Annotated in this window: 14 protein-coding genes; 6 read left to right on the top strand and 8 right to left on the bottom strand. The window is 58.9% G+C overall.

Going from position 1 to position 12,250, the window contains the following annotated elements; translation table 11 throughout:
* Entirely contained in the window at nt 1-507 is a 507-nt protein-coding gene (locus ACQZ5H_RS24350; protein ID WP_449099170.1) for a helix-turn-helix domain-containing protein, read from the bottom strand.
* The gene (locus ACQZ5H_RS24345; RefSeq protein ID WP_130279793.1) at nt 504-749 is read right to left on the bottom strand and encodes a DUF6894 family protein; all 246 of its coding nucleotides are present in this window, start codon (nt 747-749) and stop codon (nt 504-506) included. Before ACQZ5H_RS24345 ends, ACQZ5H_RS24350 begins: the two co-directional genes overlap by 4 nt.
* Nucleotides 750-1,252: 503 nt before the next feature.
* Between ACQZ5H_RS24345 and ACQZ5H_RS24340 the strand changes: the two genes are divergently transcribed.
* Both ACQZ5H_RS24340 and ACQZ5H_RS24335 read left to right on the top strand, forming a co-directional pair.
* Nucleotides 1,253-1,615, top strand: a complete 363-nt coding sequence (locus ACQZ5H_RS24340) for a hypothetical protein (protein WP_449099169.1) — start codon at nt 1,253-1,255, stop codon at nt 1,613-1,615.
* Between the two features lie 250 nt (nt 1,616-1,865).
* On the top strand, nt 1,866-4,103 hold the full coding sequence (locus tag ACQZ5H_RS24335) for a cation:proton antiporter domain-containing protein (protein WP_449099168.1): 2,238 nt from the start codon (nt 1,866-1,868) through the stop codon (nt 4,101-4,103).
* Nucleotides 4,104-4,868: 765 nt separating this feature from the next.
* Here the strand turns inward: ACQZ5H_RS24335 and ACQZ5H_RS24330 are convergent.
* On the bottom strand, nt 4,869-5,150 hold the full coding sequence (locus ACQZ5H_RS24330) for a cation:proton antiporter domain-containing protein (RefSeq protein ID WP_449099206.1): 282 nt from the start codon (nt 5,148-5,150) through the stop codon (nt 4,869-4,871).
* Nucleotides 5,151-5,800: 650 nt separating this feature from the next.
* On the opposite strand from ACQZ5H_RS24330, the gene ACQZ5H_RS24325 reads away from it, so the two are divergent.
* Nucleotides 5,801-6,286, top strand: coding sequence for an invasion associated locus B family protein (locus tag ACQZ5H_RS24325; protein ID WP_112717222.1), 486 nt, complete (start codon nt 5,801-5,803; stop codon nt 6,284-6,286).
* 321 nt (nt 6,287-6,607) lie between these two features.
* Here ACQZ5H_RS24325 and ACQZ5H_RS24320 read toward each other — a convergent pair whose 3' ends face one another.
* The gene (locus ACQZ5H_RS24320; RefSeq protein ID WP_112717220.1) at nt 6,608-7,024 is read right to left on the bottom strand and encodes a hypothetical protein; all 417 of its coding nucleotides are present in this window, start codon (nt 7,022-7,024) and stop codon (nt 6,608-6,610) included.
* Between the two features lie 88 nt (nt 7,025-7,112).
* Nucleotides 7,113-7,553, bottom strand: a complete 441-nt coding sequence (locus ACQZ5H_RS24315; protein WP_130279790.1) for a MarR family winged helix-turn-helix transcriptional regulator — start codon at nt 7,551-7,553, stop codon at nt 7,113-7,115.
* Between the two features lie 68 nt (nt 7,554-7,621).
* On the opposite strand from ACQZ5H_RS24315, the gene ACQZ5H_RS24310 reads away from it, so the two are divergent.
* The 3 genes from ACQZ5H_RS24310 to ACQZ5H_RS24300 all read left to right on the top strand — a co-directional run bounded on the left by ACQZ5H_RS24310 (nt 7,622) and on the right by ACQZ5H_RS24300 (nt 10,038).
* On the top strand, nt 7,622-7,960 hold the full coding sequence (locus ACQZ5H_RS24310; RefSeq protein ID WP_449099167.1) for a hypothetical protein: 339 nt from the start codon (nt 7,622-7,624) through the stop codon (nt 7,958-7,960).
* Nucleotides 7,961-8,058: 98 nt separating this feature from the next.
* The gene (locus ACQZ5H_RS24305) at nt 8,059-9,351 is read left to right on the top strand and encodes a DUF2254 domain-containing protein (protein ID WP_148194945.1); all 1,293 of its coding nucleotides are present in this window, start codon (nt 8,059-8,061) and stop codon (nt 9,349-9,351) included.
* Between the two features lie 201 nt (nt 9,352-9,552).
* Nucleotides 9,553-10,038, top strand: coding sequence for a hypothetical protein (locus ACQZ5H_RS24300; protein WP_203431378.1), 486 nt, complete (start codon nt 9,553-9,555; stop codon nt 10,036-10,038).
* A gap of 244 nt (nt 10,039-10,282) precedes the next feature.
* Here ACQZ5H_RS24300 and ACQZ5H_RS24295 read toward each other — a convergent pair whose 3' ends face one another.
* Genes ACQZ5H_RS24295 through ACQZ5H_RS24285 form a run of 3 tightly spaced genes read right to left on the bottom strand, consistent with a single transcriptional unit; the run spans nt 10,283 to nt 12,164 of the window.
* Nucleotides 10,283-10,558, bottom strand: a complete 276-nt coding sequence (locus ACQZ5H_RS24295; protein WP_449099166.1) for a GFA family protein — start codon at nt 10,556-10,558, stop codon at nt 10,283-10,285.
* Between the two features lie 34 nt (nt 10,559-10,592).
* Nucleotides 10,593-10,790: a hypothetical protein gene (locus tag ACQZ5H_RS24290; RefSeq protein WP_148194946.1), complete on the bottom strand. Its 198-nt coding sequence runs from the start codon at nt 10,788-10,790 to the stop codon at nt 10,593-10,595.
* A gap of 18 nt (nt 10,791-10,808) precedes the next feature.
* On the bottom strand, nt 10,809-12,164 hold the full coding sequence (locus ACQZ5H_RS24285) for a chloride channel protein (protein ID WP_203431376.1): 1,356 nt from the start codon (nt 12,162-12,164) through the stop codon (nt 10,809-10,811).
* Nucleotides 12,165-12,250 lie beyond the last annotated feature (86 nt).

Genomic DNA, 12,250 nt, shown 5'->3' with positions numbered 1-12,250 from the left:
CTAACGATGCCGGGCGGCGATCTCACGGTCGGCCAGGTCGGCATGGCCCAGCGATTTAGCTCCCCCTGTTTCTTCGAGCAGCAGGCGAAGCTCGCAAGCGCGAGTTGGAAAAACTCCCGAGGCCAGCTCCGGCCGCTGCGTCAAATATTCCACGAACTCGATAACGAGTGACCGAAGTGAAGCGTCGGCGATGGAGGTGAAGGCAGACAACAAGTCTTCTGAGGAATGAAGAGCGTCGGAGAACCGTGAAACTGATGCGTCACCGAGGGCGCCTACGAACTTTACATCGCCAAAAAGCCATTCGGGAGTCACCTCTAGGCACCTGGCGATCTGGAGGAGCCGTCCCGGGCTCAGTTTGTTGCGTCCCGTCTCATACTTTTGGATTTGCTGATAGGTGATGCCAATGCAGTTGCCGAGCTGCGTCTGCGACAGACCTAGGCGCCGTCGCTGCGCGCGCATCCGCGATCCAATGACCGCGTCAAATTCTTCCGGTTTGCTTTTCGTCAATTTCGCTCCGTTTGCTTCCGGTGGTTGATGGTACTTAGTAGGAGCGACTTGTAAAACCTCTCCGGCGAGGCGGCAACGATCATACCGTCAGCATCGGCAATTTCGAAACGGTGGCCATTCACCTTCTGGCCTCCGCGAATTTTCTCCGCCATCAGATCCCTAGCGCTCGCCCTTGCTTCTTCGAAGGCAAGTTCGACAGTTTCGAATTCGGCACCGTCTGGTCGACCGCACCTCTCCGCCATTCGATGTTCAGAAAAACCGCAAGCCTGCGTCTTAATCGCATCAGGCCCACGGCGATGGGGGCCTGGAACCTAATGGCTGTTCTTGTGGCTCTGCTGGCCCGGCTTGACGTGTTGCTCATGCGAGCCACCCTGCTTGTCAGCCGATTTGCCTTCGGAAGGCGATGACTTCGTCGTCGAAGCCTGCTTTGAACTCGACTTGCTCTGAGCAGCCCTTACGTGCTGTTCGTGCGATCCGCCTTGATTTGCCATGGTGTTCCGCAGGTCGATCGAGCACCGTACCTCAGCGCCACTTCGGGTTCTGAGATCGGTGTCTGGCCGCGCTGTCGGTGAAGTGCTCCTGCAGTCGATCGGTGGACCAACGAATTCAATGCCTTTCCGCTTGCAGAGCGCCGCAAGCTTCTGCTGGTCGTCCGGGGTGAATGGCACCTGCGGCGGAATTTCCGCTCGCTCAGTGGACACAGAGGCCGCACGGCGCGTCCCTGTCGTGCCGCTATTAGAGTGCAATGACGGACGAAGTTTGCTGGCTGCAGCACTTTCCGCAATGGGCATCGCATTGCAGTCAGCATTTGGTCGTTGGACCGGCGATCCGGACAGGGCAACTCGTTCCGGTCCTGAGCGACTGGGACATCGCGACGCTGGTCCATGCAGTCTATCCTGCCAATCGTCACATCGCCGTCAAGGTCAGGATGTTCGTGTCCTTCCTCGTCAATCATCTCTCCGGTGATCCGGACCTGCGACGAGAAAAGCTAGGCCCGGCCAGCTCAAGTGCCGACCTCAATCTCGCTGCGGCTTTGCTAGAACCGCCCGCTGGCCGTCCACTCGTTAAACAGGACGGCCTCAACCAAAACCAACGCGCGATGGGATGAGGCTGGGTGGTCCATTTCCAATCGTCAAGAAGGTCGTTCGGGAAGCGGATCTGTGGCGGTTTTGTTGAGGCGCGTTGACACCTCTTGCTCCGGCGCCATCCGCGCTTCAGTTCAACATCGACGCGCAATCTTGCTTGGCTCGATGCCCCCTGGCGGAACCGGACCGCGAGTGAACCGTTTCTCCGCAAGAGAGTGCGGGGGCGTCAAATTGACATTCAGCAATATAAGTTTTGGGAAGCCCTCACGTTCCGTGTGGCCGATCGCTTTCCTATGCTTCATGTCATCTTGCGGCGCCGCGGCAGCGGCGGAAGGAAACGGCACCGGGGCGTCCGAAGCCTTGTTTTTGGTTCAGATCATGATCCTCGTCGTGGTCGGCAGACTCCTGGGCGAGGTGATGGTGCGATTGGGGCAACCCTCGATCATGGGTCAGATCATCGGAGGAATTCTCCTTGGTCCTTCCATCTTCGCGGTGATTGCACCGGGCGCACACACGGCACTCTTTCCGGATGGTGAAGCGCAGAAGGCGATGGCTGATGCTGTTGCCCAGCTTGGCATCCTATTTTTGTTGCTGCTCGCGGGCATGGAAACCGACCTTGGCCTAGCCCTAAAGCTTCGTCGCGCGGCTGCAGGCGTCTCGCTCACAGGCATCGTTTTGCCGTTCGCATTGGGCTTTGCTCTTGGTGAGCTCGTGCCAGCTACGCTGCTCCCTGATCCTGACGCGCGTCTTGTCACCTCGCTGTTTCTCGGTACTGCCTTGTCTATCTCATCGGTGAAGATCGTTGCATCAGTTGTCCGAGAGATGGATTTCATGCGCCGCAACGTCGGCCAACTGATCGTGGCGTCTGCCATCATCGACGATACGGTTGGTTGGGTCATCATCGCAGTGACATTCAGTATCGCGCAAAGCGGGCACGTTGACCTCACAACATTGGCGAAGAGTGTGGTCGGTACCGTCGCTTTTATGGCTTTGAGCTTCACAGTCGGCCGACGCATCGTTTTTGAAATCATTCGTTGGACGAACGACAAATTCAAAAGCGATCTGCCGGTCTTAAGCGCCATTATTGCGATCATGGGCACAATGGCGATCATCACCAATGCCATAGGCGTTCACACCGTGCTCGGGGCTTTTGTCGCGGGCATTCTGGTAGGGCAATCTCCTATCCTCACCAAGCAGATCGAAGGTCAGTTACGGGGGTTGACGACGGCACTGTTCATGCCGGTCTTCTTCGGACTGACGGGCCTTAGCACGGATCTCAGCGTGCTTGGAGAGCCCTCGATCGCTCTCCTCGCTGCCGGCCTGATCGTCATCGCAAGTGTCGGGAAGTTTGCGGGTGCATTCGCGGGCGCTAAGGTCAGCGGCTTCACTAACGCGGAGGCAATTGCACTCGGATGTGGCATGAACGCACGCGGATCGACAGAGGTGATCGTCGCCTCGATTGGCCTTTCTGTTGGCGTGCTGGACGAGCGGTTGTTCTCGGTGATTGTTGCCATGGCGGTTGTCACAACGATGGCCATGCCACCGACATTACGCTGGGCGCTAAAGAGACTGCCGATGCGGGACGACGAGAGAAACCGGCTGGAGCTTGAATCTTTCGAAGACACCAGCTTCCTATCGGATTTCGAGCGCGTTCTGCTTGTCACCGATGAGTCATCCAGCAGCGATCTGGCTTCCCGGGTCGCAGGGCATTTCGCGGCGGTCAGGAATATGCCTGTCACCGTTCTGGCGGTCGATGCGCCAGATGCCGACGCCGCCAAGGCAGAGCAATCGTCGAAGGCTGACGATCGCGCAAAACTGGTCAGCGATCGCGTTCGCCAAATCGCCGGCGGCGCTGTGGAAGCCGCCTCTGAAGAAGGAGCTGAGGTCAGATCCGACATCCACGTGTCGATCAGAGAGCGGGATGGCAAGTTGGAAGATGTCCTCGCTGACACGGCAGAGAAGGGCCATGACATGATGTTCGTCGGCATCGAGCCGACGACGTCAGAAGGTGGCGGCTACAGCGAGTATCTTTCGACCATGATTGAAGCATTCGAAGGTACGACCGCTCTCGTCGCATCAAGAGGAAGAGTTCCAGCGGAGGATACCGAGCTCAGAATTCTTGTTCCCGTCAGCGGAACAGAGCGCTCCATGAAGTCTGCCGAGTTCGCATGCGTCATAGCAAAGGCGAGTGGCGCCACGATATCCGCTGTCTATTTCCAGGAGCCTGGGCAAGCGGCGTCGCCGTCCAGGGTAAGCGACACCGGCAATATTCACCACTCTGCTTTCCAGCGCATAGATCAGATTGCGGGCTTCTACGATGTCGATGTGGAGAAAGTGGTTTCGCATGGTTCCTCCCCTGAGCTGGCGATCCTTGCTCATGCGAGAAAGGGCCGGTTCAATCTAATTGTTCTAGGGGTAAGCAAGCGTGCAGGCTCAATTCTTTCTTACGGAACAATAGCAGACACTTTGCTGGAGACCGCCGATCGATCCTTTGTATTCATAGAGACATAAGGGAAGGGCGCTCCATTGGCGTTTTAGAAAAGCCAGCCGAGGTCATTCGATAGTTCTAAAAGTAAGAAGGGTCGCGGAAACCCGACGCTTCGACCGAACCTTGAGCCGATCTTAATGATTTCCTTCTCCGCAGGCCTGATCCCGTGGCGTGGCATCGCCCTTACCGGCATGGGTCCGAGGTGCGCCCTTGGCATTTGACCTATCCTTGCACTTCCTTATGTCGGTGCCGGTCGTGCTGTTTGTCATGTATCCGTTGGTTGCCACCGGCTTCATGGTCTTGGCGGCGGTTGCTGCCAATCGATCAAGAGGCCCAGGTTTGACCGGACGAAATTCGCAGCGTTCGGTCGCTCATTCACGCGAGCGCGTCTCCGCCGGGAGGTCCCAGTTCGGACGATACGGTTCGTTCCACATCCAAATGACGAAGCAGATGCCACAAACCAGCACGCTTCCGATGACCGCCGCCACAACAATGCGGGTATCTCTCTGCACGCTTGAGTCCCTAGAAATATCATGTCGTGATGTATTCGAGGGTCGAGTATCGGTCAAGTTCTAATATCCGCCAACTTTTCAGGTGTCCCCTTAACCGTTGCGTGGCACGTCGGCGCCCGGCAAACGAAGGTTTCAATAATCGATTTGGCCGTCAAGAGTCCACAAGTTCCCTCGGGCGGACCGCCATGCCGGAGTGTCCCTAGCGAGCCTTGTCAAGGCGGGCGCTTTGGAGACAATCGCCGCTCCTGAGGCTGCAATCACGAGGTCGAAAGTCGCCTAGCCGCTTGCTGCATGCCGCTCCAGCGCGTGGCTTGCCATACGCCCCAGCGTAAGCCCCTGAACCAATATCGAGAAGACGACCACGCAGTCTGTCGTTGAGAGGAGGAGCGGCTTCCATTCGGTGTCTGGAAGCGACAGCGCCAGCGCGATCGTTATACCCCCGCGCCGGCTATCGCAGGCCAGCACCACGGTCGTACTACGCGGGAAGCTATACCGACGCTTGACTGTCGCAACGGCAGATGCAGTGGCGACGAAGCGCGCGCCGACGGCAACCGGGATCGCAAGGAGCGAGACCGGAAGCTAAGCCGGGTCGAAGGCGAAGCACGGCAACTTCGATGCCGATCAACAGGGAGAGGATTGAATTGAGTATCTGATCGACCAGCGTCCAGAGGCCGAAAAGATGGCGCTGGGTCACGTCACTCAGCGCATCCTTTGGACCGCGGTTCCCTACGAGAATGCCGGCGAACACAGCGGCGAGCCAGGAGACGAAAAGCACAGCGGTTCATTGCGTAACGACCACATGTGACACGCCTGCGAAGTTCACTTGAAAAAGGGGTTGAACCGCTGGCGCTCATTGATTTATATCACGACATGATATTGCTATGACCGGAGCGTGACGTCGAGGTGTCAGATCCAATCAAACCCCGGCATCTGCCGAATGACGAGATCCTGGCGGATCGCCTGGGCCTCTCCACCAAGGAGTTCAAGCGATATCGCCTGCAGAACCTCGTTTCAGTTTCCACAGCGGACGCGGTCGGGAGCGACGGGTTTGTGGTCACCTGCCAGCTCGGTAACAGGATCTGGGAAGGGGTTATCCTAGATGGGACCGTCATCTCTGAAGAGGTCCGGTTTCTGCGCGGAAAGCGCGCCGGCAACCCGCCACCGATGGTTCGCCGCGGATCCTGATTCGACGTAAAGAAAGGAAAACAATGAAGAAGCTCGCCGGCCTCTTTGTCGCAATCTCGATCCCTCTGTCCGCCCACGCTGCGGCCAGAATGGTCTCTCAGACCGGCGACTGGGGCGTCTACTCCTTCGAAAGAGATGGAAAGCTTGTTTGCTACGCGCTTTCGGTGCCCAAGGAAGCCAGACCCTCGGAGGTCGATCACGGGAAGAACTACTTCCTGGTCGCGCCAGCGGAAAACGGCGGCAGCAACGAGCCAGAGGCCGTCCTCGGCTACGCAGTGCAGCCCGGTTCGGTACGGGTTTCCGTTGGCGAGAAGACGTTCAAGATGTTCGTAAAGGACAATACCGCCTGGGTCGCTGACGCCGCGCAGGAACCCGGACTCATCAACGCGCTTCGCTCCGGCAGTCGCATGACCTTGCAGGCGACGTCTGCACGAGGAACGCGTACTAGCTACGATTATTCTCTGTCAGGCATCACGGCTGCTTTGGAGCGGGTCGCGAGATGCAGGTGAAGCCGGGCTTAACCAATTCGAAACGAACGTGTAAGCGGGCGCCGCGAGTTCGCCAGGGAGGCGCAACGGCGGTTTACCTTTGCCCGAAAGTAGCGGTCCAATTCGTGCTTCGAGCTTTCGAACTTATGCCAAGGCGCTCTGCGTCGTGTTGGCCGACACTGTGGCGTAACCTCAAAATCCTCACATCGTATCCGCATTGAAGATACTGTTCAGGGTCCACAGTCGCCAAAATGTCGGCGCCACTTTCAAAAGTGGCCCGCCCGAAATCATTTCGGACGGGCCACGCGCGGACCGGACATCTCATCACGTCCGACCTGAACTCTAGCTGTCGGTGACTGGCGCGTCTCCTCCCGATCGCGGCAGTTCCTTCATTTTTACGAGCTGGTCGGCGCAGGCGTCGGCCGCGTTCGTGACGGTTCCGTCGATCCCCGCGATCTTCGCCCACCCACCTTCGGTGATGAAGTCGTCGCGCTGCCATGAGGACTTTGCCTGCAGCGCTTTGAGATTGTGCTCGGCGTCGTTCGCGGTAACAAAGTTATGAACGCAAATGCTTGCGACCAGATCCGCCTTGGCGTTACGGACGGCAATCTCGGTCATGACGTTCGCCCTGCCTGATGTCGTCCAGCCGCCCCAGGTGAAGCCGAGCACCATCGTCAATGCCGAGGCGCCGACGATCGACCAACCCCAAAGGGTCTTGGAAGGCCGGTATCGCGACCAGCCACTGTCGCCATTTTCCATAGCTGTTCTCCTCCATTTTATATCATGTCATGATACAAAATTGAGAGCGGAGGTCAATCACGCAATGATCAAAAAACGGTGACGCCGGTCAAGCGAGCTCGGTCACCTGTCGCAGTCGCGAGAGGGATTCGGCCAACAGCGGTTCGTTTTCGAGCATACCGTCGACATGAACCCTCGCCAGACCCTCAAGCACCTTTTCGCCCTTGTTGGTCATGCCGATCAGCACACTCCGCTTGTCGTCCTCAGCGGGTATCCGCTCCGCAAGATCAGCCGAACATATGCGGTCAACGAGCTGTACCGCGCCATGGTGATGCATCAGCATCTGTTCTGCGAGATCGCGAAGCTTGATCTGGCGGCCAGGCGCCGTGCGGACGACGAGAAGAACCTGATACTGCTGGGAGGTCACGCCAGCCTCGGCGAGCGCCGCCTCGCTGAAGGACAGGAATCGGCGCATGGCAAGCCGGAAGCCAGCAAGTCCATCATAGACTTCGTCAGCCGGGCCGGAAATCCGGCGTCCCGATCGAGGCATTCATTAGTCCTTCCAAAATGTCATGATGTGATATAAACGTCGAACCACGCCAGGAGAATGGATCGCGTGTGCGAGATGCGGAGACGGTGCAAACCACCGGCGTCGACCGATCACTCGCGGACCATATTCTTCTGATGCTGGCAAAAAGACTGTGCCTATTTCGTGACGTCGAGAAAACATTCATCATGGTTGGCAAGAGCAGGTCAGGAACGCAGCCATTTGAGACCGATCGTTTCGGCGTCCGGATCGAAGGGGATGGTACCTGGACGGTGTTCGACATCTTCACCGGCTGGCCGGCAGATTATGTCGGACGGTTTCTCGATGGATTGGACAAGGGCGTCGCCGACAGCCTTTGCGCCGTCGTAAACGCCTTGGACAAGCGCCACCGCGTGACGCCGCGCCGCTGAAACGGCTCTTTCCAGATCGATTTCAGGCCGGAAATATCCGAGCGATTGCATTTCCATCTCCTAATGCTATCTGAACCTGTCTCGAGGAAGGGGATGCCATGAGCTCGCGCTTGATTTGGTCGATATCGGTTCTGGCGCGGCGGATCTGGTTCAGGGCGACCCTGTTCTCAATCGCGGCAGTTGCCACCGCCCTGCTGGCGATCGTCGTCACGCCCTACATCCCGGCGGACTTGTCGACGAAGATCGGCGCCGACTCCGTCGATAATATCCTGGGTATCATCGCTTCGAGCATGCTCACCGTCACGACCTTCTCGCTCAGCACAATGGTCTCGGCTTACTCTGCGGCAACGAGCAACGTAACGCCGCGTGCGACCCGTCTCGTCATGGAGGACAGCACGACACAAAACGTGCTGGCGACTTTCGTCGGCTCGTTTCTGTTCAGTCTTGTCGGCATCGTCGCCCTGACGACGGGCGCATATGGCGAGCAGGGGCGGCTGGTTCTCTTCGTCGTCACGATCGGCGTCATTGTGCTCATCGTGGTGACGCTTTTGAGATGGATCGACCACCTGTCCCGGCTAGGAAGGGTGACAGAGACGACACGCCGTGTGGAGGAGGCGACGCTCGACGCCGTAAAGGCCTGGCGGAAATCCCCGAACCTCGGGGGGAAAGCCCTCGACGCAGACAGTCTCGAGCCCAGGGCCGGTGACACACCGTTTTTCACGGACGAGATCGGCTACGTGCAGCATGTTGATGCAGCGGCGCTGGCGAAAATCGCCGACGAGATAGAGTGCGACGTGGTGATCTTGGCGTTACCTGGCAAGCTTGCCTCGCCCGCCCGGCCGCTTGGATGGCTGCGTGGAGCTTTGGGCGAGGATGTTTTGGATCGGGCCGCGGCCTGCTTTTCGATCGGCGACGTCCGATCCTTCGATCAGGACCCGCGGTTCGGAGCGTCGGTACTAACTGAGATCGCGTCGCGCGCCTTGTCTCCTGCTGTCAATGATCCGGGGACCGCCATCGACGTCATCTCCCGCGCGATGCGAATCCTTTACTCCTGGCACGAAGCAATCGGCGAGGCGCCGGAGGAGGCTGTCTATCGCCGGCTCAATGTCGCGACACTGACGGCAGCCGACTTGTTCGACGACCTGTTCACGCCGATCGCCCGCGACGGCGCCGGCCTTGTCGAAGTCGGACTTCGACTTCAGAAGACCCTCGCAGCTCTTTCTAAGCTCGGCCCGCAATTCCATTCAAACGCCGTGCGCCATTCGAAGGAGGCACTCGATCGAGCGGCCGCGGTGATACAGATTGACGCCGACATGGAGAGGTTGCGGGCCGCTGCTGCACCCATCATTGCTGACGGTAAACATATTTGGGCGCCGGGCGCAGAGGATTGATGGGACACGACATCAAGGTTGCCGAGCGCCGTTCAATGATTTCGCTTCTACGCAATCGATCACGACGGCAGCGTCGTCCCCGGCGACGGCTCACTGACGGCGCCGTTTCGCAGACCGGTTCGTCGATCGGCACGGTCTACCTCGCTAAGGCGTCCAGGGAACAAGTTCTCCGAGCCTAGAGGGCCACAGTCCGAGATCGTCTTGCACCGCAACTGGCAACGCGTCCCTCTGCCGCACCAGCAAGGCGTGATGGATTGCGGCTTCGAGTGGTTCCGCTTCGCCTTGATGCGGTTGGCCTCTGATTGCGAGCTCGCCGGTTGTCCTTACGTCGTCGCCTGCGACGATGATAACATGCCCCGGATAAGACGATGCGGTTCCGCTATCCACCAGGTCGAATCTTCGCATTCATTCCCCCTTGTCACTGCTTTCGGCGCCTCTCGGAGCATCCGAAGCTATTTCGGACCACACCTCTTCAATGGTCTTGCCGGCCTTTCGGAGCGCCACGATCCTGGCAATTGTGGCATAGGCCACTGGATCGCTTCGGTTGACCGCCGTTTGCCTGCACCACTGGTCGAGAAGAAGGCTCACAGCCACAAGCTCACGGGCGTCCGTCCTTTGAGCGTGCGGTTGACGATGAAGGGCAGGGCTTACGAATCCAATGACCTTAAGACCTACCGCTGCGGCTGAAAATATCATGTTGTGATACTAATTCACTTTTGGACGTGAAGGAAATGACAATACCGCGAGCGGTGTCTGCTGCTGGGAAGGCGCAAGCATTGGTAGGGCTCGGTGGAGTGTCAGTCTCCGCCGGGCAGGTCGAGCCCCACCCATCTCAGGCGACTTTGCTCGTAGACGCTTAGTGTCGGAACCAGGGAGGACGGATCGTGGAAACATCCCAGGGCGAGCGCGACGAGATCCTCCCGAAAGTCCGTCATCCAAAAAACGTCGACCCGCAGTCAAGACAGAACTTGAACTCGATCGATCTCCCGCTGTCTTGCGCCCTCGTGTAACGTCGCGAGGCTCCTGAAGCCGCCACCTCTTCCCGGTCGAAGAAGACCGCTACCCCGAATGCACTGCCAGTGCGGCGCTTGCACTCCTGGCAGTGGCATGCGGAGATCTTTACGGGGGCCGCGTTAGCCCTGATGGTAAGCTGGCCGCAGGAGCAACTGGCTTCTCGCGTCACTGTCGCTTTGGTCTGATCCTCCATATGGCCTGCGTCTTTCCCAAATCCACAGCGAGCACTATGTCGAGGTCTGTCGCCGCCGTTGCTTGTCGAGTGCATTCATGACGATGCATAGGGACTTCGATCCGCCTTCGTCCATCAGTGTTGTTGTGCGTCCGTGGTACTCCGCGGCGAGCCCGGTGAACAGATCGAAGATTGTCCAGGAGCCGTCATGTTCGCGGCGAATAGAATACCGGTCAGTGAGATAGTCGCGCATGGTCGTCGGCCGAGTGTGTTAGGTTCGATTTGATCCCGGTTCCTTCTCCGCAGCGCGTCGCGCCCGGATTGCGGCGGCGATAAAGACCCGCGACAGACCGTGGTAAAGCGGTTCACGTGAAAGCAAGCGCGAGGTCACGTAACCGATCATCGACACCGCCATGATCGGGATGACGGCCTGGTGGTCGCCGGTCATCTCCAGGATAATGACGAAGGCCGTCATTGGCGCTTGTACGACGCCTGCGAAGTAACCCGCCATCCCGAGGATTGCTGCAAGGGCGATGCTGGTGCCGAGCAGGGAGCCGACGGTGCTGCCAAGACCGGCGCCGACGGCGAGCGACGGCGCGAAGATGCCGCCGGGTATGCCTGACAGCATCGATAGGAAGCTGGCTGCAAGTTTCTCGACACAGAAGAGCAGGGGCAAGGCATTGCCCTCGACCGCGCCACGCGCCTGCTCGTAGCCGGTGCCGAAGGTGGTGCCGCCGGATGCGATACCGATGACAGCGATTCCCAGTCCGCAGGCTCCCGCAAGTGCCAGCGTGCGCTTCAGCGGTCTCGGTTGCGCCCAGCGGCGGATCTTCTGGCCGAAATGCAAGGCAAAACCGCTAAATGCGGCACCAAGGGCGCCGCCACCCACACCGCAGATCAAAACCAGTCCCCAGTCACGAAGGTCGGTCGGCGCCGCCGAGGCCATACCGAAATAATTGTAGCTGCCCGAAAGCCCGAGTGCGGCCAGACCGGAGAGGATGACGGCGGTCAGCACCAGCCCGTTGGCTCGCGATTCATACGTACGGCTCATCTCTTCGATGGCAAAGACGATACCGGCGAGCGGCGTGTTGAAGGCAGCGGCGATACCTGCTGCCGAACCCGCCAGGATCAGCCCGCGTGCCTGCGCCATGCCGCCAAAGCGGGCGACGGCGAGCATGATCGAAGCGCCCACCTGTACCGTTGGCCCTTCGCGGCCGATCGAGGCGCCGCAGAACAATCCAAGCACTGTCAGTACGATCTTGCCGAAGGCAATCTTCAGCGACAGCAGCCGTGCCCTGTCTTCTGCGTGATGTAAGTGTCGCGCTGCAATTGCCTGCGGAATGCCGCTGCCGCCTGAATTCGGAAACAACGTCGACGCCAGATAGGCCGACAGGATGAAGCCCGCCGGCGTCAGCAACAGCGGCAGCAGGAAGCTTCCTTCAGCGACAGAGTTGAGAGATAGGAATGCGTTTTGCGCCAGATCCGCGAGCTTGGCGAAACCGACGCTTATTACACCGATCGCGAAGGCCCCGCACCAGAACACCAGTCTTGGCTTCCAGAGAGAAAACGAACCCCAAATCACGCGGGAGCGGCGAAGAAGCTTGGAAGGGCGGTAACGGCTTGGCATGGCGGACTCGGTACGTGACGCAGGCAAGAAATCTTCTAACGCCAAAGGCGCCCGGAGATCACCCCCCAAGAATTGAAAATGCGCCG

Source organism: Rhizobium sp. 21-4511-3d (assembly GCF_053522545.1).
Note: the sequence above shows the minus strand (reverse complement) of the source record. Positions and strands in the feature narration are given on the sequence as shown.

What these genes read in the sequence shown, in the direction of transcription:
- ACQZ5H_RS24325 (WP_112717222.1), top strand. Translation starts at nt 5,801, where the DNA reads ATGAAGAAGCTCGCCGGCCTCTTTGTCGCAATCTCGATCCCTCTGTCC.
- ACQZ5H_RS24285 (WP_203431376.1), bottom strand. Translation starts at nt 12,164, where the DNA reads ATGCCAAGCCGTTACCGCCCTTCCAAGCTTCTTCGCCGCTCCCGCGTG.
- ACQZ5H_RS24305 (WP_148194945.1), top strand. Translation starts at nt 8,059, where the DNA reads ATGAGCTCGCGCTTGATTTGGTCGATATCGGTTCTGGCGCGGCGGATC.
- ACQZ5H_RS24340 (WP_449099169.1), top strand. Translation starts at nt 1,253, where the DNA reads ATGACGGACGAAGTTTGCTGGCTGCAGCACTTTCCGCAATGGGCATCG.
- ACQZ5H_RS24290 (WP_148194946.1), bottom strand. Translation starts at nt 10,790, where the DNA reads ATGCGCGACTATCTCACTGACCGGTATTCTATTCGCCGCGAACATGAC.
- ACQZ5H_RS24295 (WP_449099166.1), bottom strand. Translation starts at nt 10,558, where the DNA reads ATGGAGGATCAGACCAAAGCGACAGTGACGCGAGAAGCCAGTTGCTCC.
- ACQZ5H_RS24315 (WP_130279790.1), bottom strand. Translation starts at nt 7,553, where the DNA reads ATGCCTCGATCGGGACGCCGGATTTCCGGCCCGGCTGACGAAGTCTAT.
- ACQZ5H_RS24345 (WP_130279793.1), bottom strand. Translation starts at nt 749, where the DNA reads ATGGCGGAGAGGTGCGGTCGACCAGACGGTGCCGAATTCGAAACTGTC.
- ACQZ5H_RS24320 (WP_112717220.1), bottom strand. Translation starts at nt 7,024, where the DNA reads ATGGAAAATGGCGACAGTGGCTGGTCGCGATACCGGCCTTCCAAGACC.